The following is a 20736-nucleotide window of genomic DNA, read 5'->3' as shown; positions in this document are numbered from 1 at the left end:
CACCTCCTGCAAAACCCTTCTCAAGCTGCGCCCCGAGCGCGCTCCACAAAAACAACGAGAAGGTATCCCTGATGGATAACGCCAGCACTCTGCCCACCGGGGCGGCCGTTGCGCCCGCCGCGGAAAAGTCCACCGCCAGCCGCCTCAAATCGATCTTCAGTGGTTCCATCGGCAACATGGTCGAATGGTACGACTGGTACGTCTACGCCGCATTCTCGCTGTACTTCGCCAAGGCTTTCTTCCCCGCCGGCGACACCACCGCCCAACTGCTCAACACCGCCGCAATCTTTGCCGTGGGCTTCCTCATGCGCCCGATCGGTGGCTGGCTGATGGGCCTGTACGCCGACCGCAAGGGCCGCAAGGCGGCGCTGATGGCCTCGGTGCTGCTGATGTGCGCAGGCTCGCTGGTCATCGCGCTGACGCCAGGTTACGAGACCATCGGCGTCGCAGCACCGGTCCTGCTGGTCATCGCCCGCCTGATGCAGGGCCTCTCGGTAGGTGGTGAATACGGCACCTCGGCCACCTACCTGAGCGAGATGGCCAGCAAGGAGCGCCGTGGCTTCTTCTCCAGTTTCCAGTACGTCACCCTGATCTCCGGCCAGCTCATCGCCCTGGCGGTGTTGATCGTCCTGCAGAACACGCTGACCACCGAGGAGCTGTACGCCTGGGGCTGGCGTGTGCCGTTCGTGATCGGCGCGCTGTGCGCGGTGGTCGCCCTGTACCTGCGCCGCGGCATGGAAGAGACCGCCTCTTTCACCAAGAAGGAAAAGTCCAAAGAGAACCTGATGCGCACCCTGATGCGTCATCCCAAGGAACTGATGACCGTGGTCGGCCTGACCATGGGCGGTACCCTGGCCTTCTACACCTACACCACCTACATGCAGAAGTACCTGGTCAACACCGTGGGCATGAGCATCAGCGACTCGACCACCATCTCGGCGGCCACGCTGTTCCTGTTCATGTGCCTGCAGCCGGTGATCGGCGGCCTGTCCGACAAGATCGGCCGACGCCCGATCCTGATCGCCTTCGGTGTGCTCGGCACCCTGTTCACCGTGCCGATCCTCAGCACCCTGCACACCATCCAGACCTGGTGGGGCGCGTTCTTCCTGATCATGGCCGCATTGATCATCGTCAGTGGCTACACCTCGATCAACGCCGTGGTCAAGGCCGAGCTGTTCCCCACCGAGATCCGTGCCCTGGGCGTCGGCCTGCCGTACGCGCTGACCGTGTCGATCTTCGGCGGCACCGCCGAATACGTGGCCCTGTGGTTCAAGAGCAACGGCATGGAAACCGGCTTCTACTGGTACGTCACCGGCTGCATCGCCTGCTCGCTGCTGGTGTACGCGACCATGAAGGACACCAAGCAACATTCGCGGATCACCACTGACTGATCCCTGCTCGCGATGAAAAAAGGGGCGCTGCGGATAACGGAGCGCCCCTTTTTAATAAGCGCGAGCCGAATAACAGTACTATTCGGCTCACATAATGAGCTGAATAGCGCTATTATTCGGCTCATGAAGCCAAAAGAGCACACCGCTGCGGACGCCTTCTGGGTGTGGCAGCAGGCCGACTGGCCCGGCTTTCGCTGGGACGAGTCGCAACTCGCACCCTTGCTCAGAGACTGTGTCCAGGCGCAGGGCTGCCTGCTGGGCAGAGCGGGAGCGGTGACCGAGGCCAATGCCAACCTGGACACGCTCGATACCCTGCTGCAGAACATCGTCACGTCCTCGGCCATCGAGGGTGAACAACTCAATGTGGAGTCCGTTCGCTCTTCCCTGGCCCGACGGCTTGGCATTGCCGAGCCGGGGACAACCACGACGCGCAGCGAGGGCCTGGCCGAGCTGATGGTGGACGCGACCATGGGCTATGTTCGCCCGCTGGATCAACCGCGCCTGTTTCTCTGGCACCGCTGGCTGTTCCCGGAAAATAGCGACTCGCTCGCACCGGCCATGCCCATTGGCCAATGGCGCGACAGTGCACCCATGCAGGTGATATCGGGGCGTATCGACAAACCCAGGGTGCATTTCGAAGCACCGCCACGTACTGGCCTCGAGCAGCAGGTGCAGCAGTTTCTCGACTGGTTCGAGAGCAGCCGCCATGATCGGCAACTCGATCCCCTGCTGCGTGCCGGCCTGGCCCATTTCTGGTTCGTCACCCTGCACCCCTTCGCCGACGGCAATGGCCGCCTGACCCGCGCCATCACAGACCTGGCATTGGCCCAGGGCGAGCAGCGAGCGGTGCGTTTCTACGCCATGTCCAGCAGCATCCTGGAAGATCGCTCCGGCTACTACGCAGCCCTTGAAAGCAGCCAGCGCGGCGACCTGGACATCACCCACTGGCTGGCCTGGTTCCTTGCCACCTTGCTGCGCAGCCTCCAGCAAGCGCTGGTGCGCATTGACCGGGTGCTGGCCAAGTCACGCTTCTGGCTGATCCATCGGGGCGATGGTTTGTTGCCCGAACAGGTCAAGGTGCTCAATCGACTGCTCGATGGTGGGCCTCGCGGCTTCGCGGACGGCATCAGCGCCAGCCAATATCAGGCCGTGGCCAAGGTCTCCAAGGCCACGGCCACCCGGCACCTGGCCGACTTGCTGGAAAAAAATTGCCTGATGCGTCTGCCCGGTGGTGGGCGAAGTACCCGCTATACGGTGAATACCCAAGCGACCTGACGCTTGTACGAAAAGACGCCCCTGGAACAGCTGCAAGCCGCCTTGCGGTCTGTACATGCCTCCCCGGGAGCCGTTGCCGCTACGTCTTAATTTCCCATTAATTGTCTGGGCACATGCTGGTATGGCCCTGTCGTCGGTCTGCGCTTTTCATTCTTGAGTTGTAGGGCTGATCGGCGAGCAGGGCGCCAGGAGACTGCGTAGAAGGGTATCCACGCCACAACAAATCTAATTAATAGATTTTTATTCATCATTTTTTGCGCTTTTTAATCAAATTAATAGGCGTAGCATTTAACCCATAGAAACAACAACCCCTGGCACTCATCGGAGCAACGACCATGAAAAACAAACTGATCCTTTCCCTCGCCCTGTCGGTACTGGCTACTGGCGCCTTTGCTGAAGACGGTTTCGATCGCACCAACGCCCACACCTTTGCAGCTGCACAGAGCCAGTCGGCCAACTGCGCAGAAGATGGCTTTGATCGTACTGGCGGCCAGCGTTTCGCTGAAGACGGCTTCGACCGCACCGGCGGCCAGCGCTTCGCTGAAGACGGCTTCGACCGTACTGGCGGCCAGCGCTTCGCAGAGGATGGTTTCGACCGCACCAACGGCCACCGCATCAGCTGACCCCGATGCGCGCTACCAGCCCGGCTTTGGCCGGGCTTGATCATTTGCAGTTGAGCCAAGCCTTGGCACACTAGGCGCCTCGTCCCCCACCAGGAAGGGCCTCACGGCCTTGCGCAGATGTACTACTACGAACCCGCCAAAGGCCACGGCCTGCCCCACGACCCGTTCAACGCCATCGTCGGCCCACGGCCCATCGGCTGGATCTCCAGCCACGATCGCGAAGGCCGCCTGAACCTGGCGCCCTACAGCTTCTTCAACGCTTTCAACTACATCCCACCGATCATCGGTTTCTGCAGCGTCGGGCGCAAAGACAGCCTGAACAACATCGAGCAGACCGGCGAGTTCGTCTGGAACCTGGCTACGCGGCCGCTGGCCGAGCAGATGAACCAGAGCTGTGCCGCGGTGGCGGCAGATATCGACGAGTTCGCGCTCAGTGGCCTGACCCCGGCCATGTCCAACGTGGTCAAGGTGCCGCGCGTGGGCGAGAGCCCGGTGAGCTTCGAATGCAAGGTCAGCCAGATCGTCCAGCTCAAACGCGCCGACCAGGAACTTGTGCCCAGCTGGCTGATCCTGGGAGAGGTAGTGGCGGTGCACATTGCCGAGCACCTGCTCAAGGACGGTATCTACGACACCGCCGCCGCCGAGCCGATCCTGCGTGGCGGCGGCCCGGCCGACTACTTTGCGCTGGGCGAGCTGTTCAAGATGGCCCGTCCACAGGTCTGATCAGAAGACCAGTTCGCCTTCCTCGTCCACGCCCTGCAGGCGTTCGAGTTCAGCACAAGCGGCCGCGTCGGCCGCGATCGCCGACTGGAACACCTGCCCATCGAGCACTTTGTGAAAGCGCGGCGCACCGCCCATGCCCAGGGCCTTCACGGCGATCGCCGCGTGGTAGCCGCCGCCTTGCACCGGGACCATCGCCGAGACCGCTTCGAAGTGGGGGAATTCTCTACGTGCCATGCTGCACTCCGCCTGAATGATGTAGGGGCGGCATTCTACACATCAGGCGAAGGTATGCAGGTCCAGGCTGCTGACCACCTGCGCCTGGACCAGCTCGCCAAACACCTCCAGGGTGGGCGAGGCGAAATAGCCGCTCATCGCCTGCTGGTCGCTCCAGCTGCCGCTGAGCAGCCACAGATCGGCATCGACCTGCGAACGCTGCACACTGAAGCTCAGGCAGCCGGGCGCCCGCAGCGACGGCTCCAGCAGGTCGCGCAGGCGCATGCCGAGTTCCGCCGAACGACCGTTGCTGGCGCGGATGAAAGCCAGGTGAGTGACCGGTTGAGGCTGGGTCATGAACGATCTCCTTGAAGCGCTACGGACGGGAAAACAGGCTGCCAAGATTAGGGCCCCGCCCTCGCGCGACGTTAGGCCATTACTGCCGAGCGATTGCCTGATCCTGCCGCGCGACAGGATCAGGCAATCGAACGACAGCATTCGACTAGCGCCCGACATTGCCCATACCTATGCTGGCCCGGTCAGTAGAGGAACCATGCCATGACCACGCTCCCGCCACCCGACTCGACCCTTGAGCTGCAGCGCCAGGAACTGGCCGCGCTGATCCAGCGCCACGCCGGCCAGCCCCATGGCCCGGCGTCGGCCATCGAAGACCTTTACCTCACATGCTACCAAGAGGAAATCCGCGGCATGCCCGCGCTGGCCCAGCCGGCGTTATGCATTCTTGCCCAAGGCAGCAAGACCCTGATCCTCGGCGACGAACATTACGCCTATGATCCACTGCACTACATGGTGGTGTCGGTCACCTTGCCGATCAGCGGCGCCCTGCTCAAGGCCAGCCCCGAGCATCCCGCATTGGGCTTGCGCCTGGACATCGACCCGGCGCAACTGAGCCAGCTGATCGCCGAAAGTAGCCCGATGGTGGTGCCCAACCGGCCATCAGGTCTGGGCCTGTACGTGGAGAAAAGCGATCCGCAGCTTCTGGATGCGTTGATCCGCCTGATCAAACTGCTGGACTCGCCACGCGACATTGCCATCCTCGCGCCGATGATCCGCCGGGAAATCTTCTACCGCCTGTTGCGCGGCCCACAGGGTTACCGGCTGTACGAAATCGCCCTGGCCAACAGCCAGACCCATCGGGTCTGCCAGGCGATTACCTGGCTCAACAACCATTACCACAAGCCATTGCGTATCGAAGACCTCGCCCGGGAAGTGAACCTCAGCGTCTCCACCTTGCATCACCGCTTCAAGTCGGTGACGTCGATGAGCCCCTTGCAGTACCAGAAGCAACTGCGCCTGCAGGAGGCCCGACGCCTGATGTTCAACGAGGGTTTGGAGGCTGCCGTGGCCGGCTACCGGGTGGGCTACGAGAGCCCATCCCAGTTCAGCCGCGAATACAGCCGGCTGTACGGCGCGCCGCCGATCCGTGACGTGGCAAGGTTGCGCGCCAGCGCCAGCTGAACCCATGGTGTTTTTGGCGAATCGAGGGCACAGTCCTCGTGGCGCAGTCAGCCTTGCACAGCCAACTGCCATTGCCCCTGATCCACCTGGATCAACGTCGGCCCCGGGCGCTCCACCGCTCGGCCCAGCGCCGCCTGCAACTGCGCCACGTCAGCCACCGACTCGGCATCGGCCCCCAGCGCCCGTGCCACGCCGATGAAGTCCGGGGTGTGGATGTCCACACCGACCGGCTCGATCGCCCGATTGACCATGTATTTCTTGATTTCCTCGTACCCCTGGTTGTTCCACAGCAGCACGATCAGCGGCACCTGCGCCTCGACGGCGCTGGCCAGCTCGGGCAGGGTGAACTGCAGCCCGCCATCACCGATCAGGCATACCGTGGGCGCACGTGCGGCGCGCGCTTCGGCACTGCCGAGCCAGGCCCCCATGGCCGCCGGCAACGCATAGCCCAGCGTGCCGTAGCCGGTCGAGGCATTGAACCAGCGGCGTGGTCGGGTCATGTCCAGGGTCAGGTTGCCGGTGTAGACCGGCTGGGTCGAATCGCCCACCAGCACAGCGTCCGGCAGGGTTTCCAGGATGCTGTTCAGCAAACGGGTCTGGCTCAAGGTCGGCTGGTCCCAGGTGGCGGCATTGTCCTGGCGCAGCCGGGCGGCCCGAGCAGCGCCCCAGTGATCATCACGCGGTGGTTGCGCCTGCATGTGCAGGGCCACCAGCAGGGCCTCGGTCGCCTGTGCGGCATCGGCCACCAGGGCCAGCTCGGGCAGGTAGTTGCGCACAGTCTGGTCCGGGTCGATATCGATCCGCAGCAGGCTGCCAGGGATTTCGAAACCGCCCTTGAACGTCACGTCATAGTCGGTCTCGGCCAGTTCGGTACCGATGGCCAGCACCACATCGGCCTCGGCGACCAACGCACGGGTGGCCGGCAAAGTCTGGGTCGAGCCGATCTGCAGCGGATGGTTGGCCGGCAGCAGCCCCTTTGCATTGATGGTCAGCGCCACCGGCGCCTGCAGGTGCTCGGCCAACCTGGCCAACCCCGCGCCGGCTTCCAGGGCACCACCGCCGGCGAGGATCAACGGTCGGCGCGCCTTGGCCAGGCGCATGGCCATCTGCTGCACGGTCTGCGGCGCCGCACCCGCGCGCGCGGTGCGCACCGGGCGGCCCGGCAGCAGGTGATCGGCGGGCTCCACCAGCACATCCAGCGGGATCTCGATATGCACCGGGCGCGGGCGGCCACCGTCGAACACGGCAAAGGCACGGGCCAATACCTCTGGCAAGTCATCGGCACTCATCAAGGTATGCGAAAACGCCGCCACCCCCGCCACCAGCCCGGCCTGGTTGGGCAGTTCGTGCAACTTGCCGCGCCCGCCACCCAGCTGGCTGCGCGACTGCACGCTGGAAATCACCAGCATCGGGATCGAGTCGGCGTAGGCCTGGCCCATGGCGGTGGTGATGTTGGTCATGCCCGGGCCGGTGATGATGAAGCACACCCCAGGCTTGCCCCGGGTACGCGAGTAGCCATCGGCCATGAACCCGGCGCCCTGCTCGTGGCGCGGGGTGATGTGGCGGATCGAGGAGGCAGCCAGGCCGCGGTAGAGTTCCACGGTATGCACGCCGGGAATGCCGAAGACATGATCGACACCATAGCCTTCGAGGAGTTTGACCAGCACTTCACCACAGGTTGCCATCATCGAGTACCCGATTCTTGTTGAGACATGTGCTCATGGAACCAAGGGCCGACTACCGCCACAATGCAAAAAAACACATACTAGCCATGACCTCACATCATGGCTTGTCACAATGAAACGCCTGCCGCCCCTCCCCGCCCTGCACACCTTCCTGGTGACCGCGCAGCACTGCAACTTCACCCGTGCCGCGCAACAGTTGCATATCACCCAGGGCGCGGTCAGCCGACAGATCGCCGGGCTCGAGGAACATCTGGGCTATGCGCTGTTCCAGCGCCAGGCCCGTGGCCTGGCCCTGACCCGCGAAGGACAGGACTGGCTGCCTCGGGTGCAGCAGGTCTTCGCAGTGATCGAGCAAGGCGTGCGCGAAGTCGGCGGACGCAGCACGACGCTGCAACTCAAGGCGCCGACCTGTGTGATGCGTTGGCTGCTGCCACGCTTGCTAGAGTGGCAGGCACTGCGCCCGGACGTGCCGGTGGAATTGACCACCACGGTGCAGCATGGCGTGGATTTTCGCCGCGAGGGCTTCGATGCTGCCGTCGTGTATGGCGCGGTGCCAAACCATGGGCTGCAGGTACGCAAGCTGTTCGATGAGCAACTGACACCGGTCTGCGCACCATCGCTATCTAGCGTCCCCTTGCAGTTGCAGGACCTGGCGCGGCAGATGCTGCTACACCCCTCTCGGGACGAGCACGACTGGCGGTTGTGGTTGCAGGCAGCCAATGCCGGCGTCGAACCCCAGGGGCCGAAGCAGCACTTCGAGACACTGGACATGGCGATGGCCATGGCCTCCCAGGGGACCGGGATCGCCATCGGCGACTTTTCGCTGATTGGTGATGACCTGCGCGCCGGGCGTTTGTGCATGCCGTTCGAGCTGAAGGTGACGACCGGGAAGGGGTATTACCTGGTCAGCCCGTCGAAGAGCATGCCCACGGGGTTGGTCGAGCTGATGGAGTGGCTGCAGACGCGTGCCCGCACATGACATCAATCGCGACCCGACTTGCCCCGTGGTGCAGACGACTCAGTAGCCGACCGTGAACCGTGCCCGTGAATGCGCCGGCTTTTCCAGTTCGTCGAGCATGGCGATGGCATAGTCGGCAAAGGTGATCCAGCTTTTGCCATCGGCACCGATCAGCAGGTGATCCTTGCCCAGGGTGTAGTGCCCGCTGCGCTGACCTTCGACGAACTCCGCCGACGGCGACAGGAAGGTCCAGTCCAGGGTCGGCTCCTGGCGCAGCGTATCGAGGAAGCGCACACCGGCATTGGCCTCGGCCTTGTAGGCTTCCGGGAAATCCGGGCTGTCGATCACCCGGTGCCCGGACGGTAGCAGCAGGCTACCGGCCCCGCCCACCACCAGCAGGCGCTTGACCCCGGCACGCTTGACCGGCTCGATGATCGCTTCAGGCTCGATGGTCGAGAAATGCGCCGCGCTCAGCACCGCATCACAGCCTGTCACGGCCGCCTGCAGGGCGGCACTGTCCATGGCATCCAGCGCCTTGACCGTCACGCCGTCACGGCCTTGCAGCGCACTCGGATTGCGGGCGATGGCCACCACACTGTGACCCCGACGCAGGGCCTCTTCCAGCAACTGGCTGCCGGCGCGCCCGGTGGCGCCGATGATTGCGATCTTGCTCATGGGAAACACTCCAACAGGTTGAAAGGGATTACCACTTCATCTCGCCCTTGGCGACCTTGGCACCCAATTCAAGGGAGCTCTCGTCACCCAGGTTCGGGTAGCGCTGCTTCATCGCCGCGATCAGCGCGGCGGCATTGGCAGCCTTGGCGGCCTCGGTATCGAAGTCACGAATGTAGCCGGCGGTGAAGCGCACCGCGTCCAGCGAACGGCTGCTGTCGCCCAGGTAGTGCCCCGGGATCACCGTGCGCGGGGCGAGCTGTTCGATCTTCGCCAGGGTCTTCAGCCAGTCGGCGTGGGATTGCGCGGTCTGGGTGTCGGCCATCCACACATGGATGCCTTCGGAAACCACCACGCCACCGACCACTGCCTTGATCGAGGGAATCCACACGAAGCTGCGGTCCGGCTGCGGACCGTCCAGGCCGACGACCTGCAGTGCCTGGCCTTCCAGTTCCAGGCGATCACCCTGCAGTACCTGGGGCACCACCAGGCGTGCCGGCTTGTCCGCGCCCATCTGCGGACCCCAGTAGGCCAGCTTGGCGTCCATGGTCTTGCGGATGTGCTCGACCGTGGCGGCCGAGGCGACTACGCGGGCCTTGGGGAACGCGTGGGTGATGGTGTCCAGGCCGAAGTAGTAGTCCGGGTCGCCATGGCTGACGTAGATGGTGGTCAGCTGCTTGCCGCTGGCACGCAAGCGCTCGACCACCTGCTCGGCCTGGGCCTTGCCGAACTGGGCGTCGACCAGGATGGCGTCGTGGGCACCACTGACGATCACCGAGCTGACCGGAAAGATCGCCGCGTGACCGGGGTTGTAGGCGTCCAGTTTGAGCGGTTCGGCAGCCATGGCCTGGCCGCCGAAGGTAAGGCAGGCCAGCAGCAGGCCGCGAAGGGGCGTGAAGAGAGACATTGCAAGATCCTGTGAGTGGGACGATGGGTGCAAGCTTAGTTGCCCGATCCAATACAAAAAATGCGATGCTTCGACATAGTTTGTTTCTGAAATCGGACAGATCATGGATCGGCTCAACGCCATGCGCGTATTCGTCACCGTCGTCGACCTGGGCAGCCAGTCGGCCGCCGCGGACCACCTGGAACTCTCCAGGCCCGTGGTTTCCCGCTACCTGGCGGAGCTGGAGGACTGGGTCGGGGCACGCCTGATGCAACGCACCACCCGCAAGCTCAGCCTGACGGCCGCAGGCCTCGAGACCCTGCCACGCTGTCGGCAGATGCTGGAGCTGGCCGGCGACCTGCAAAGCGCCGTGCGCCAGCCGGACGACGCGCCCCGTGGCGAACTGCGCATCAGCGTTAGCACCTCGTTCGGCCAGGCCCAACTGGTGGAGGCGCTGGCGGCCTACGTCAAACGTTACCCCGGGGTGAAGGTTGAGCTGCAGATGCTCGACCGCACCGTCAACCTGGTGGACGAGCGCATCGACCTGGCGATCCGCACCAGCAACGATGTCGACCCCAACCTCATTGCCCGGCGCCTGAGCGTGTGCCGCTCGGTGGTCTGCGCCAGCCCCGCCTACCTGCGCGAGCACGGTACGCCGGACCGGGTCGAAGCGTTGAGCCAGCACAACTGCCTGACCCACGCCTACTTCGGTCACAGCCTGTGGCACTTCGAGGTGGACGGGCAGAACGTCGCCGTGCCGGTGCAGGGCAACATCAGCGCCAACGAGGCCATGACCCTGCAGAAAGCCGCCCTGGCCAATGCCGGCATCGCCATGCTGCCCACCTACCAGGCGGCCGCCGCGCTGCGCAGTGGCGAGCTGGTGCGATTGCTGCCGCAAGCCAAGCCACGGGAACTGACCCTGAATGCGGTGTACACCTCGCGCAAGCACATGCCGGCGACGTTGCGCAGCATGCTCGACTTTCTCGCGCAGCGGTTTGGCGACGAACCGGAGTGGGACAAAGGATTGAGTTGAGTCAAGACGGTGCAGTTACGCGCATTGGGCCTATGCTTGAAGGTATCACCTGTTGCATCAACAGGAGGTCCGCACCATGAGTATCAAATCCAGGCGTTGCGCCCTCGTCTTCGCCCTGGTCGCAGTGGCCGGGCTCTACGGCTCGGCCTGCTGGCGGGTGGAGCTGCTGCGCAGCCAGCCCAACACGGCCAACAGTTGCGTACATGAGCATTGCGTTCCCCACAGCGCCACGCTGAGCGCCGTCAGGTAGCTCGGGTCACTCCTCGACGCTCATGTACTCTTTCGCCCAGCGGATATAGTCCTCGGGCTGGGTGTAGGTGTGCGAAAGCTCGGTGGCACCGAGGCTGTCCGACTTGTGCTGCAGGCCACGCTGCTGGCGCAGGCAATCGTAGGTGGCCTTGATCGCGGCGAAGTAGGCGGCATGGCCGTCGACCACGATACGCACGCCCAGGCGCGCCAGGCGCTCGTCGTCGCGCAGGTTGGGGTTGGCGTAGGTCACCAGCATCAACGGCACGCTCAGGTGCTCGGCGATCTGCTCGAGCTGCTCGAAGTCCTTGACCCCCACCATGCAGATGCCATCGGCGCCGGCCTTCTGGTAGCTCTGGGTGCGCACGATGATTTCCTCGGTGGTCAGCACGCCGGCATTGGTGCGGGCAATGATCGCCAGGGCCGAATCGACCCGCGCCTCCAGCGCCGCGCGGATCTTGCCCACGCCCTCCTCCACCGAGATCAGGTCGGTGGACTTGCGACCGAACTGGGCCGGCAGCAGGGTATCCTCGATGGTCAGCGCGGCAACGCCGGCGCGTTCCAGTTCGATCACCGTGCGCATCACGTTGAGCGCATTGCCGTAGCCATGGTCGGCGTCGGCAAGCACCGGCAACTGGGCGACACGGCCGATGCGGGTAGCCTGCTCGACGAACTCGCTCAGGGTGATCAGGGCGAAATCCGGCGCGGCCAGGACCTGCAGCGAGGCGACCGAACCGCCGAGAATGCCGACTTCAAAACCAAGGTCGGCGGCAATACGGGCTGACATCGGGTCGAAGACCGACGCGGTGTGATAGCACGAACCTGAAGCAAGCAGTTCGCGGAAGGCAAAACGCAGATCGTGGTGGGAAGCCTTGGGCATGATCACTCCGCTTGTAATGAGAAATTGTGAACGGCTGACAACCGACCCCTGTATCGGGTCTACCTGACTGTTCCAACCGTCGCCATCAGGGCGGTCATGCTCGACATGCAGGCAGAGGAATAGAAGGTGTGGACATACAGCAACGCGAAATCCTCTGGAAAATACTTGCACCAAGCTGGTGCAGCCCCCGGATTTCAGCCTCTGCGGCCAAGCCACGATATCACGCGGCCATGCAGCACTGGATGAATGCGCCAATGCCGATCTTGCATAGGGGATGCACGGAGTACATAGGTAGCTATGTAACTCAGCGTACAATGCCTCACCATGAATGAGTCCATCGCGGGGCACGCCCGCTCCCACGATGCCTCGCGATCGCGCCAGCTCTGACCACAAGGTACCCACCGTGACCGCCGCCCTGCCCCCCACCGTTCTGCGCAGCGTCCTCACCGCCCTGATGCTGGCGATATTCCTTGGTGCCCTCGACCAGACCATCGTCGCCGTGTCCATGCCGGCGATTTCCGCGCAATTCAACGATGTCGGCCTGCTCGCCTGGGTCATCTCCGGCTACATGGTCGCCATGACCATCGCCGTGCCGATCTACGGCAAGCTCGGTGACCTGTACGGGCGGCGGCGCATGATCCTCACCGGCACCGCCCTGTTCACCCTGGCCTCGGTGGCCTGCGGCCTGGCCCAGGACATGCCGCAGCTGGTGCTGGCCCGAGTGCTTCAGGGTATCGGCGCAGGCGGCATGGTATCGGTCAGCCAGGCAATCATCGGCGACTTCGTGCCGCCTCGTGAACGCGGCCGCTACCAGGGCTACTTCAGCAGCATGTACGCACTGGCCAGTGTCGCCGGGCCAGTGCTGGGCGGCTGGCTGACCGAGTACCTGTCCTGGCGCTGGGTGTTCTGGATCAACCTGCCGCTGGGGCTGACCGCGCTGTGGGTGATCCACCGGGCGCTGGACGGGTTGCCGGTCAAGCATCGCCAGGCCCAGGTCGACTACCTCGGCGCGGTGCTGATGATCCTCGGCCTGGGCAGCCTGCTGCTGGGCATCACCCTGGTCGGCCAGGGACATGCCTGGCAGTCGTCCGAAGTCCTGGCGTTGCTGGCCTGCGCGCTGCTGGGGCTGGCGGCGTTCGTAGCCCACGAGCGGCGCTGCCGCGAGCCATTGTTGCCTCTGGGCCTGTTCGGCAACCGGGTCGCGGTGCTGTGCTGGTGCGTGATCTTCTTCGCCAGTTTCCAGTCCATTTCGCTGACCATGCTGATGCCCCTGCGCTATCAGGGCATCACCGGCGCCGGCGCCGACAGCGCGGCGCTGCACCTGCTGCCACTGGCCATGGGGTTGCCCATCGGCGCCTTCACCGGTGGGCGCATGACCAGCCGCACCGGGCGCTTCAAGCCACAGATCCTCACAGGCGCGCTGTTGATGCCAATGGCCATCGCAGCCATGGCGCTGACGCCGCCGCAAGCCTGGTTACAGAGCGCGCTGTTCATGCTGCTGACAGGCATTGCCTGCGGCCTGCAATTTCCCACCTCGCTGGTGGGCACGCAAAGCGCGGTGGACAGCCAGGACATCGGCGTGGCGACCAGCACCACCAACCTGTTCCGCTCGCTGGGTGGGGCAATGGGGGTGGCGTGCATGTCCAGCCTGTTGCTGGCGTGGTTGCACCAGGGTGGCTTCGAAGTGCTGGGCAACCCGCTGCTGGGCAGCCTCAAGGCGGGCGAGACGGATCCGCACACCCAGGCGCGTTTGCTGGAAACCTTCCGCGACCTGTTGCTGGTCAGTGCCGGGGCTTCGCTGATCGGCCTGTTGGCGGCGCTGGCCTTGCCGGACAGACAGTTGCGCGGGCACTGAAAGTCGTGGGAGCGGGCTTGCCCCTCGATGCGTCCGCCCAGGCGACATCACGGCCTGAAGGTTGTCATCGCCGGGCAAGCCCGCTCCCGCGCTATTAATCCTGCGTTAACCGAAAAGGGATAACACTTCCTCACAATCGTTAACAAAGTGTCATTTGCGCAAGCCAGGGCTCAAGCGCAGCATATCCAGCCCGGTGTCGACCCATTTCTCGACATCGCCCAACAGGTCGAAGCTCTCCGGGAGCAGCAGCCAGCGGCCAATCAGGCCATCCACATAGGCAAACATGGCCACCGCAGCCCGGTCGATCTCGAGCTCGGCAGGCAACTGGCCACGACGTACTGCATTGCCCAAGGCCAGGGCAATGCTTTGATGGCAGTCCAGCACCGCGCCCTGACGCTGCTGGCGAATCTCACACATGTCGTCGGTGAACTCGCACTTGTGATGCAGGATTTCATTGATACGCCGGGTTCGGGCATCGAGCACCAACTCGTTGAACACTTGCAGCAACAGCTTGCGCATGCAGCCGAGCGGGTCGAGCTCATCCTCGCTTTCACTGGCGCGGGCCAGGTGGTCATGGGTCTCGTGCAGGCTGTCGAGCAGCGCCTGCACCAACTCGGCCTTGTTACTGAAGTGCCAGTAGATCGCCCCGCGAGTGACGCCGGCGAGCTCAGCGATGTCGGCCAGGGTGGTACGCGCTACCCCGCGCTTGTAGAAGGCCTTCTCCGCCGCCTCGATGATCTGGGCACGGGTTTCCTGGGCTTCTTCTTTGGTTCGACGGACCATGGCAGTACAACCTCATCAGGCCCCGCGCGCTCGATCTGGCGAGCGGGAATCAGGCCGGGGCAGACTCTTTCAGGGCCGCTCCCGGGTGGATTTGGGCGATCAGCGGTGGTCACTCACGACGCACCGGCACTATTTACAAACAACCATGAATGTAAGTATATTCCTTAGCAAGCTATTTATCCACCGGATAGCGTTTTTCTGACAAAGCACTTCCACTATATTCTTGAGCTCCCCTGCTCCTGCGACCCGAGGATCCTCATGCAATTCAAGCCAGCCGTAACCGCCCTGGTTTCCGCCGTGGCCCTGGCAACCCTGCTCAGTGGCTGTAAGAAAGAGGAAGCAGCGCCTGCGCCGCAGGCTCCTCAGGTCGGCGTCGTGACCGTACAACCGCAAGCCTTCACCCTGACCTCGGAACTGCCGGGGCGCACCAGCGCCTACCGTGTGGCCGAGGTCCGCCCACAGGTGAACGGCATCATTCTCAAGCGCCTGTTCAAGGAAGGCAGCGACGTCAAGGAAGGGCAACAGCTCTACCAGATCGACCCAGCCGTCTACGAGGCGAACCTGGCCAACGCCCAGGCCAACCTGCAGGCTACCCGCTCGCTGGCCGAGCGTTACAAGCAACTGATCGACGAGCAGGCCGTCTCCAAGCAGGAATACGATGACGCCAATGCCAAACGATTGCAGGCCGAGGCGTCGCTCAAGAGCGCCCAGATCGACCTGCGCTACACCAAGGTGCTGGCCCCGATCAGTGGCCGCGTCGGCCGCTCCTCGGTCACCGAAGGCGCCCTGGTGAACAACGGCCAGACCAACGCCATGGCCACCATCCAGCAGCTCGACCCGATCTACGTCGACGTCACCCAGTCCACCGCCGAGCTGCTCAAGCTGCGCCGTGACCTGGAAAGTGGCCAACTGCAGAAGGCCGGCGACAATGCCGCCCAGGTTCAGCTGGTGCTGGAAGACGGCAGCCTGTTCAAGCAACAGGGCCGCCTGGAGTTCTCCGAAGTCGCGGTCGACGAAACCACCGGCTCCGTCACCCTGCGCGCGATCTTCCCCAACCCCGACCACACCCTGCTGCCCGGCATGTTCGTGCATGCGCGGCTCAAGGCCGGGGTCAACGCCAACGCCATCCTGGCCCCGCAACAAGGCGTGACCCGTGACCTCAAGGGTGCACCGACCGCGCTGGTGGTCAACCAGGAAAACAAGGTCGAACTGCGCCAGCTCAAGGCCAGCCGTACCCTGGGCAGCGACTGGCTGATCGAGGAAGGCCTGAACCCGGGCGACCGCCTGATCACCGAAGGGCTGCAGTTCGTGCGACCCGGCGTCGAGGTCAAGGTCAGCGAAGCCACCAACGTCAAGAAGCCGGCCGGCCCTGCTCAGGCCAACACGGCCAAAGCTGACGCCAAAGCGGAGTAAACCATGTCGAAGTTCTTTATCGATCGCCCGATCTTCGCCTGGGTGATCGCCCTGGTGATCATGCTGGTCGGCGCCCTGTCGATCCTGAAGCTGCCGATCAACCAGTACCCGAGCATCGCCCCACCGGCCATCGCCATCTCCGTGACCTACCCGGGCGCCTCGGCGCAGACGGTGCAGGACACCGTGGTACAGGTGATCGAGCAGCAGCTCAACGGTATCGACAACCTGCGTTATGTGTCGTCGGAAAGTAACTCCGACGGCAGCATGACCATCACTGCCACCTTCGAGCAGGGCACCAACTCGGACACCGCGCAGGTTCAGGTACAGAACAAGCTGAACCTGGCCACCCCGCTGTTGCCGCAGGAAGTGCAGCAGCAAGGTATCCGCGTCACCAAGGCAGTGAAGAACTTCCTGCTGGTGATCGGCCTGGTGTCCGAAGACGGCACCATGACCAAGGACGACCTGGCCAACTACATCGTCTCCAACATGCAGGACCCGATCTCGCGGACCGCAGGCGTGGGCGACTTCCAGGTGTTCGGTGCGCAGTACGCCATGCGTATCTGGCTGGATCCGGCCAAGCTGAACAAGTTCCAGCTGACCCCGGTCGACGTGCGCACCGCGGTCGCCGCGCAGAACGTGCAGGTATCCTCCGGCCAGCTCGGCGGCCTGCCAGCACTGCCAGGTACCCAGCTCAACGCCACCATCATCGGCAAGACCCGTCTGCAGACCGCCGAGCAGTTCGAGAAGATCCTGCTCAAGGTCAATGCCGACGGCTCCCAGGTACGCCTGGGCGACGTGGCCCAGGTTGGCCTGGGCGGCGAAAACTACGCCATCAGCGCCCAGTACAACGGCAAGCCGGCCTCGGGCCTGGCGGTCAAGCTGGCCACCGGCGCCAACGCCCTGGATACCGCCAAGGCGCTGCGCACGACTATCAGCGACCTGGAGCCGTTCTTCCCGCCGGGGGTGAAGGCCGTATTCCCGTATGACACCACCCCGGTGGTCACCGAATCGATCAGCGGGGTGATCCACACCCTGATCGAAGCCGTGGTCCTGGTGTTCCTGGTGATGTACCTGTTCCTGCAGAACTTCCGCGCCACCATCATCACCACCATGACCGTGCCGGTGGTATTGCTGGGTACCTTCGGCATCCTCGCCGCCGCCGGCTTCAGCATCAACACCCTGACCATGTTCGCCATGGTCCTGGCCATCGGCCTGCTGGTGGACGATGCCATCGTCGTGGTGGAGAACGTCGAGCGGGTGATGTCCGAGGAAGGGTTGCCGCCCAAGGAGGCAACCAAGCGCTCCATGGAGCAGATCCAGGGAGCCCTCGTGGGTATCGCCCTGGTACTGTCGGCGGTACTGCTGCCGATGGCCTTCTTCGGCGGCTCCACCGGTGTGATCTATCGCCAGTTCTCCATCACCATCGTCTCGGCCATGGGCCTTTCGGTGCTGGTGGCGCTGATCTTCACCCCGGCCTTGTGCGCCACCATGCTCAAGCCGCTGAAGAAGGGCGAGCACCATGTGGCCAAGCGCGGCTTCTTCGGCTGGTTCAACCGCAACTTCGACCGCAGCGTCGTCGGCTATGAGCGTAGCGTTGGCACCATCCTGCGCAACAAGATCCCGTTCCTGCTGGCCTACGCCCTGATCGTGGTCGGCATGATCTGGCTGTTCGCACGCATCCCGACCGCATTCCTGCCGGAAGAAGACCAGGGCGTGCTGTTCGCCCAGGTACAGACCCCGGCCGGCTCCAGTGCCGAGCGCACCCAGGTGGTGGTCGACCAGATGCGTGAGTACCTGCTCGACAAGGAAGCCGACACAGTGGCGTCCGTGTTCACCGTCAACGGCTTCAACTTCGCCGGCCGCGGCCAGAGCTCGGGCATGGCATTCATCATGCTCAAGCCTTGGGGCGAGCGCTCGAAGGAGAACAGTGTGTTCGCCCTCGCCCAGCGCGCGCAGATGCACTTCTTCAGCTTCCGCGACGCGATGGTGTTCGCCTTCGCCCCGCCGGCGGTACTCGAACTGGGTAACGCCACCGGCTTCGACGTGTTCCTCCAGGACCGCGCCGGGGTCGGCCACGAGAAGCTGATGGAAGCGCGCAACCAGTTCCTGGCCAAGGCCGCGCAGAGCAAGATCCTCAGCGCCGTGCGTCCGAACGGCCTGAACGACGAGCCGCAGTACCAGCTGACCATCGACGACGAACGCGCCAGTGCCCTGGGCGTGACCATCGCCGATATCAACAACACCCTGTCGATCGCCCTCGGCGGTAGCTACGTCAACGACTTCATCGACCGTGGCCGGGTCAAGAAGGTCTACATCCAGGGTGCGCCAAACGCCCGGATGAGCCCGGAAGACCTGCAGAAGTGGTACGTGCGCAACGGCAAGGGCGAGATGGTGCCGTTCTCCTCCTTCGCCAAGGGCGAGTGGAGCTATGGCTCGCCGAAACTGTCGCGCTACAACGGCGTGGAAGCGGTCGAGATCCTCGGTACCCCGGCCCCGGGCTACAGTACCGGTGAGGCCATGGCCGAAGTCGAGCGTATCGCCGGCGAACTGCCAACCGGCATCGGCTACTCCTGGACCGGCATGTCCTACGAGGAAAAACTCTCCGGCTCGCAGATGCCGGCGCTGTTCGCCCTCTCGGTGCTGTTCGTGTTCCTCTGCCTGGCGGCGCTGTACGAAAGCTGGTCGATCCCGATCGCGGTCGTGCTGGTAGTGCCACTGGGTATCATCGGTGCCCTGCTCGCCACCAGCCTGCGCGGCTTGTCCAACGACGTGTACTTCCTGGTCGGCCTGCTGACCACCATCGGCCTGGCGGCGAAGAACGCCATCCTGATCGTCGAGTTCGCCAAGGAGCTGCACGAACAGGGCAAAAGCCTGTACGACGCAGCCATCGAGGCCTGCCGCATGCGTCTGCGCCCGATCATCATGACCTCGCTGGCGTTCATCCTCGGCGTGGTACCGTTGACCATCGCCAGCGGCGCTGGCGCCGGCAGCCAGCACGCCATCGGCACCGGTGTGATCGGCGGCATGATCAGCGCCACCGTGCTGGCCATCTTCTGGGTACCGCTATTCTTCGTCGCAGTGTCGTCGCTGTTCGGCAGCAAAGAGCCGAAAGAACACGCCACCCCTGAAACTCCACGTTATGAGGCTGGGCAATGACCAAGTCTTTGTTGTCCCTGGCGGTAACCGCCTTCATCCTCGGCGGTTGCTCGCTGATCCCCGACTACCAGACGCCAGAGGCGCCGGTGGCCGCGCAGTGGCCGCAAGGCCCTGCGTACTCGCCGACCCAATCGGCCGACGTCGCCGCGGCCGAACAGGGCTGGCGCCAGTTCTTCCACGACCCGGCGCTGCAGCAACTGATCCAGACGTCGCTGGAAAACAACCGCGACCTGCGGGTCGCGGCGTTGAACATCGACGCCTACCGCGCGCAGTACCGCATCCAGCGCGCCGACCTGCTGCCGGCGGTTTCCGCCAATGGCAGCGGCAGCCGCCAGCGGATGCCGGCGAACATGTCGCAGACCGGCGAATCCACCATCAGCAGCCAGTACTCGGCCACCCTGGGTGTCAGCGCCTATGAGCTGGACCTGTTCGGCCGGGTGCGCAGCCTGACCCAGCAGGCCCTGGAAACCTACCTGTCCAGCGAACAGGCGCGCCGCTCCACGCAGATCAGCCTGGTGGCCAGCGTGGCCAACGCCTACTACACCTGGCAGGCCGACCAGGCGCTGCTGAAGCTGACCGAAGAAACGCTCAAGACGTACGAAGAGAGCTACAACCTGACCCGCCGCAGCAATGAGGTGGGCGTGGCCTCGGCCCTGGACCTGAGCCAGGCGCGCACTGCCGTCGAAGGCGCTCGCGTCAAGCTGTCGCAGTACCAGCGCCTGGTCGCCCAGGACCTGAACAACCTCACAGTGCTGGTAGGTACCGGCGTGCCGGCCAACCTGCCCAAGCCGCTGGAGCTCAATGCCGACCAGCTGGCCGAAGTGCCGGCCGGCCTGCCGTCCGACATCCTGCAGCGCCGCCCCGACATCCAGGAGGCCGAGCACCTGCTCAAGGCCGCCAACGCCAACATCGGCGCGGCGCGGGCCGCGTTCTTCCCGAGCATCAGCCTGACCGCCAACGCCGGTACCCTGAGCCCGGACATGGGCGGGCTGTTCAAGGGCGGTTCGGGCACCTGGCTGTTCCAGCCGCAGATCAACCTGCCGATTTTCAACGCCGGCAGCCTGCGCGCCAGCCTGGACTACTCGAAGATCCAGAAGGACATCAACGTCGCCAAGTACGAAAAGACCATCCAGACTGCCTTCCAGGAAGTCGCCGATGGCCTGGCCGCACGCAAGACGTTCGAAGAGCAGCTGCAGGCGCAACGCGACCTGGTCGCGGCCAACCAGGACTACTACCGCCTGGCCGAGCGCCGCTACCGCATCGGTATCGACAGCAACCTGACCTTCCTCGATGCCCAGCGCAACCTGTTCAGCGCCCAGCAGTCGCTGATCGGTGATCGCCTGTCGCAGTTGGTCAGCGAGGTCAACCTGTACAAGGCCCTCGGCGGCGGCTGGTACGAGCAGACCCAGCAGCAGGCTTCGATCCAGACACCGAAAGGCTGACTGGCCCGCTGACAGCATCAAGC

General features: G+C 64.1%; 19 protein-coding genes. 12 read left to right on the top strand and 7 right to left on the bottom strand.

The features are described 5' to 3' along the window. Nucleotides 1-71 precede the first annotated feature (71 nt). From ACODS9_RS07225 to ACODS9_RS07210, 4 genes are all read left to right on the top strand, one after another. Complete coding sequence (locus ACODS9_RS07225) at nucleotides 72-1391, top strand: MFS transporter (RefSeq protein ID WP_367856957.1); 1320 nt, start codon at nucleotides 72-74, stop codon at nucleotides 1389-1391. 123 nt (nucleotides 1392-1514) lie between these two features. Next, nucleotides 1515-2666, top strand: coding sequence for a Fic family protein (locus tag ACODS9_RS07220; protein ID WP_489093591.1), 1152 nt, complete (start codon nucleotides 1515-1517; stop codon nucleotides 2664-2666). A gap of 335 nt (nucleotides 2667-3001) precedes the next feature. Continuing rightward, nucleotides 3002-3289 (top strand): hypothetical protein, encoded by a 288-nt coding sequence (locus ACODS9_RS07215; RefSeq protein ID WP_489093590.1) that lies wholly within the window; start codon nucleotides 3002-3004, stop codon nucleotides 3287-3289. Between the two features lie 117 nt (nucleotides 3290-3406). Further along, nucleotides 3407-4012, top strand: coding sequence for a flavin reductase family protein (locus tag ACODS9_RS07210; RefSeq protein WP_023630179.1), 606 nt, complete (start codon nucleotides 3407-3409; stop codon nucleotides 4010-4012). Here the strand turns inward: ACODS9_RS07210 and ACODS9_RS07205 are convergent, their stop codons facing one another. Both ACODS9_RS07205 and ACODS9_RS07200 read right to left on the bottom strand, forming a co-directional pair. Continuing rightward, nucleotides 4013-4246, bottom strand: a complete 234-nt coding sequence (locus tag ACODS9_RS07205; RefSeq protein ID WP_046856908.1) for a hypothetical protein — start codon at nucleotides 4244-4246, stop codon at nucleotides 4013-4015. A gap of 42 nt (nucleotides 4247-4288) precedes the next feature. Continuing rightward, nucleotides 4289-4582, bottom strand: coding sequence for a putative quinol monooxygenase (locus tag ACODS9_RS07200; protein WP_023630181.1), 294 nt, complete (start codon nucleotides 4580-4582; stop codon nucleotides 4289-4291). A gap of 201 nt (nucleotides 4583-4783) precedes the next feature. Here ACODS9_RS07200 and ACODS9_RS07195 point away from each other — a divergent pair, with 201 nt between their 5' ends. Further along, a complete protein-coding gene (locus ACODS9_RS07195; protein ID WP_489093589.1) occupies nucleotides 4784-5704 on the top strand; it encodes an AraC family transcriptional regulator in 921 nt (306 codons plus the stop codon). A gap of 47 nt (nucleotides 5705-5751) precedes the next feature. Here ACODS9_RS07195 and ACODS9_RS07190 read toward each other — a convergent pair whose 3' ends face one another. Next, a complete protein-coding gene (locus ACODS9_RS07190) occupies nucleotides 5752-7389 on the bottom strand; it encodes a 5-guanidino-2-oxopentanoate decarboxylase (protein ID WP_401105005.1) in 1638 nt (545 codons plus the stop codon). A 112-nt stretch (nucleotides 7390-7501) separates the two neighbouring features. Between ACODS9_RS07190 and ACODS9_RS07185 the strand changes: the two genes are divergently transcribed. Then, nucleotides 7502-8368, top strand: a complete 867-nt coding sequence (locus ACODS9_RS07185; RefSeq protein ID WP_489093588.1) for a LysR substrate-binding domain-containing protein — start codon at nucleotides 7502-7504, stop codon at nucleotides 8366-8368. A 39-nt stretch (nucleotides 8369-8407) separates the two neighbouring features. Here the strand turns inward: ACODS9_RS07185 and ACODS9_RS07180 are convergent, their stop codons facing one another. Next, nucleotides 8408-9022 (bottom strand): NAD(P)-dependent oxidoreductase, encoded by a 615-nt coding sequence (locus tag ACODS9_RS07180; protein WP_401104561.1) that lies wholly within the window; start codon nucleotides 9020-9022, stop codon nucleotides 8408-8410. Between the two features lie 28 nt (nucleotides 9023-9050). Then, on the bottom strand, nucleotides 9051-9926 hold the full coding sequence (locus ACODS9_RS07175; protein ID WP_401104564.1) for an MBL fold metallo-hydrolase: 876 nt from the start codon (nucleotides 9924-9926) through the stop codon (nucleotides 9051-9053). A 103-nt stretch (nucleotides 9927-10029) separates the two neighbouring features. Between ACODS9_RS07175 and ACODS9_RS07170 the strand changes: the two genes are divergently transcribed. Both ACODS9_RS07170 and ACODS9_RS07165 read left to right on the top strand, forming a co-directional pair. Beyond that, complete coding sequence (locus tag ACODS9_RS07170) at nucleotides 10030-10938, top strand: LysR family transcriptional regulator (RefSeq protein WP_046856912.1); 909 nt, start codon at nucleotides 10030-10032, stop codon at nucleotides 10936-10938. A 76-nt stretch (nucleotides 10939-11014) separates the two neighbouring features. Continuing rightward, nucleotides 11015-11188: a hypothetical protein gene (locus ACODS9_RS07165; protein ID WP_023630224.1), complete on the top strand. Its 174-nt coding sequence runs from the start codon at nucleotides 11015-11017 to the stop codon at nucleotides 11186-11188. Between the two features lie 6 nt (nucleotides 11189-11194). On the opposite strand, the gene ACODS9_RS07160 is transcribed toward ACODS9_RS07165, so the two are convergent. Beyond that, nucleotides 11195-12064, bottom strand: coding sequence for an isocitrate lyase/PEP mutase family protein (locus tag ACODS9_RS07160; RefSeq protein ID WP_023630223.1), 870 nt, complete (start codon nucleotides 12062-12064; stop codon nucleotides 11195-11197). Between the two features lie 403 nt (nucleotides 12065-12467). Between ACODS9_RS07160 and ACODS9_RS07155 the strand changes: the two genes are divergently transcribed. Beyond that, the gene (locus ACODS9_RS07155; protein ID WP_489093587.1) at nucleotides 12468-13919 is read left to right on the top strand and encodes an MDR family MFS transporter; all 1452 of its coding nucleotides are present in this window, start codon (nucleotides 12468-12470) and stop codon (nucleotides 13917-13919) included. Between the two features lie 150 nt (nucleotides 13920-14069). Here ACODS9_RS07155 and ttgR read toward each other — a convergent pair whose 3' ends face one another. Then, nucleotides 14070-14702 (bottom strand): efflux transport transcriptional regulator TtgR, encoded by a 633-nt coding sequence (ttgR, locus tag ACODS9_RS07150; RefSeq protein WP_023630222.1) that lies wholly within the window; start codon nucleotides 14700-14702, stop codon nucleotides 14070-14072. A gap of 258 nt (nucleotides 14703-14960) precedes the next feature. Here ttgR and ttgA point away from each other — a divergent pair, with 258 nt between their 5' ends. Genes ttgA through ACODS9_RS07135 form a run of 3 tightly spaced genes read left to right on the top strand, consistent with a single transcriptional unit; the run spans nucleotide 14961 to nucleotide 20713 of the window. Then, on the top strand, nucleotides 14961-16115 hold the full coding sequence (ttgA, locus tag ACODS9_RS07145; RefSeq protein ID WP_046856913.1) for a toluene efflux RND transporter periplasmic adaptor subunit TtgA: 1155 nt from the start codon (nucleotides 14961-14963) through the stop codon (nucleotides 16113-16115). 3 nt (nucleotides 16116-16118) lie between these two features. Continuing rightward, on the top strand, nucleotides 16119-19271 hold the full coding sequence (ttgB, locus tag ACODS9_RS07140; RefSeq protein ID WP_046856914.1) for a multidrug efflux RND transporter permease subunit TtgB: 3153 nt from the start codon (nucleotides 16119-16121) through the stop codon (nucleotides 19269-19271). Beyond that, the gene (locus tag ACODS9_RS07135) at nucleotides 19268-20713 is read left to right on the top strand and encodes an AdeC/AdeK/OprM family multidrug efflux complex outer membrane factor (RefSeq protein ID WP_489093586.1); all 1446 of its coding nucleotides are present in this window, start codon (nucleotides 19268-19270) and stop codon (nucleotides 20711-20713) included. The genes ttgB and ACODS9_RS07135 overlap by 4 nt, the downstream gene beginning before the upstream one ends. Nucleotides 20714-20736: the final 23 nt, after the last annotated feature.

Source organism: Pseudomonas sp. FG36 (assembly GCF_057809275.1).
The sequence above is the reverse complement of the archived record's forward strand: the minus strand, read 5'-3'. Positions and strand labels throughout refer to the sequence as shown.

Excerpts from the sequence above, each read along its gene's own strand:
- ACODS9_RS07225 (WP_367856957.1), top strand. The coding sequence starts at position 72 with ATGGATAACGCCAGCACTCTGCCCACCGGGGCGGCCGTTGCGCCCGCC.
- ACODS9_RS07220 (WP_489093591.1), top strand. The coding sequence starts at position 1,515 with ATGAAGCCAAAAGAGCACACCGCTGCGGACGCCTTCTGGGTGTGGCAG.
- ACODS9_RS07215 (WP_489093590.1), top strand. The coding sequence starts at position 3,002 with ATGAAAAACAAACTGATCCTTTCCCTCGCCCTGTCGGTACTGGCTACT.
- ACODS9_RS07210 (WP_023630179.1), top strand. The coding sequence starts at position 3,407 with ATGTACTACTACGAACCCGCCAAAGGCCACGGCCTGCCCCACGACCCG.
- ACODS9_RS07205 (WP_046856908.1), bottom strand. The coding sequence starts at position 4,246 with ATGGCACGTAGAGAATTCCCCCACTTCGAAGCGGTCTCGGCGATGGTC.
- ACODS9_RS07200 (WP_023630181.1), bottom strand. The coding sequence starts at position 4,582 with ATGACCCAGCCTCAACCGGTCACTCACCTGGCTTTCATCCGCGCCAGC.
- ACODS9_RS07195 (WP_489093589.1), top strand. The coding sequence starts at position 4,784 with ATGACCACGCTCCCGCCACCCGACTCGACCCTTGAGCTGCAGCGCCAG.
- ACODS9_RS07190 (WP_401105005.1), bottom strand. The coding sequence starts at position 7,389 with ATGGCAACCTGTGGTGAAGTGCTGGTCAAACTCCTCGAAGGCTATGGT.
- ACODS9_RS07185 (WP_489093588.1), top strand. The coding sequence starts at position 7,502 with ATGAAACGCCTGCCGCCCCTCCCCGCCCTGCACACCTTCCTGGTGACC.
- ACODS9_RS07180 (WP_401104561.1), bottom strand. The coding sequence starts at position 9,022 with ATGAGCAAGATCGCAATCATCGGCGCCACCGGGCGCGCCGGCAGCCAG.
- ACODS9_RS07175 (WP_401104564.1), bottom strand. The coding sequence starts at position 9,926 with ATGTCTCTCTTCACGCCCCTTCGCGGCCTGCTGCTGGCCTGCCTTACC.
- ACODS9_RS07170 (WP_046856912.1), top strand. The coding sequence starts at position 10,030 with ATGGATCGGCTCAACGCCATGCGCGTATTCGTCACCGTCGTCGACCTG.
- ACODS9_RS07165 (WP_023630224.1), top strand. The coding sequence starts at position 11,015 with ATGAGTATCAAATCCAGGCGTTGCGCCCTCGTCTTCGCCCTGGTCGCA.
- ACODS9_RS07160 (WP_023630223.1), bottom strand. The coding sequence starts at position 12,064 with ATGCCCAAGGCTTCCCACCACGATCTGCGTTTTGCCTTCCGCGAACTG.
- ttgR (WP_023630222.1), bottom strand. The coding sequence starts at position 14,702 with ATGGTCCGTCGAACCAAAGAAGAAGCCCAGGAAACCCGTGCCCAGATC.
- ttgA (WP_046856913.1), top strand. The coding sequence starts at position 14,961 with ATGCAATTCAAGCCAGCCGTAACCGCCCTGGTTTCCGCCGTGGCCCTG.
- ttgB (WP_046856914.1), top strand. The coding sequence starts at position 16,119 with ATGTCGAAGTTCTTTATCGATCGCCCGATCTTCGCCTGGGTGATCGCC.
- ACODS9_RS07135 (WP_489093586.1), top strand. The coding sequence starts at position 19,268 with ATGACCAAGTCTTTGTTGTCCCTGGCGGTAACCGCCTTCATCCTCGGC.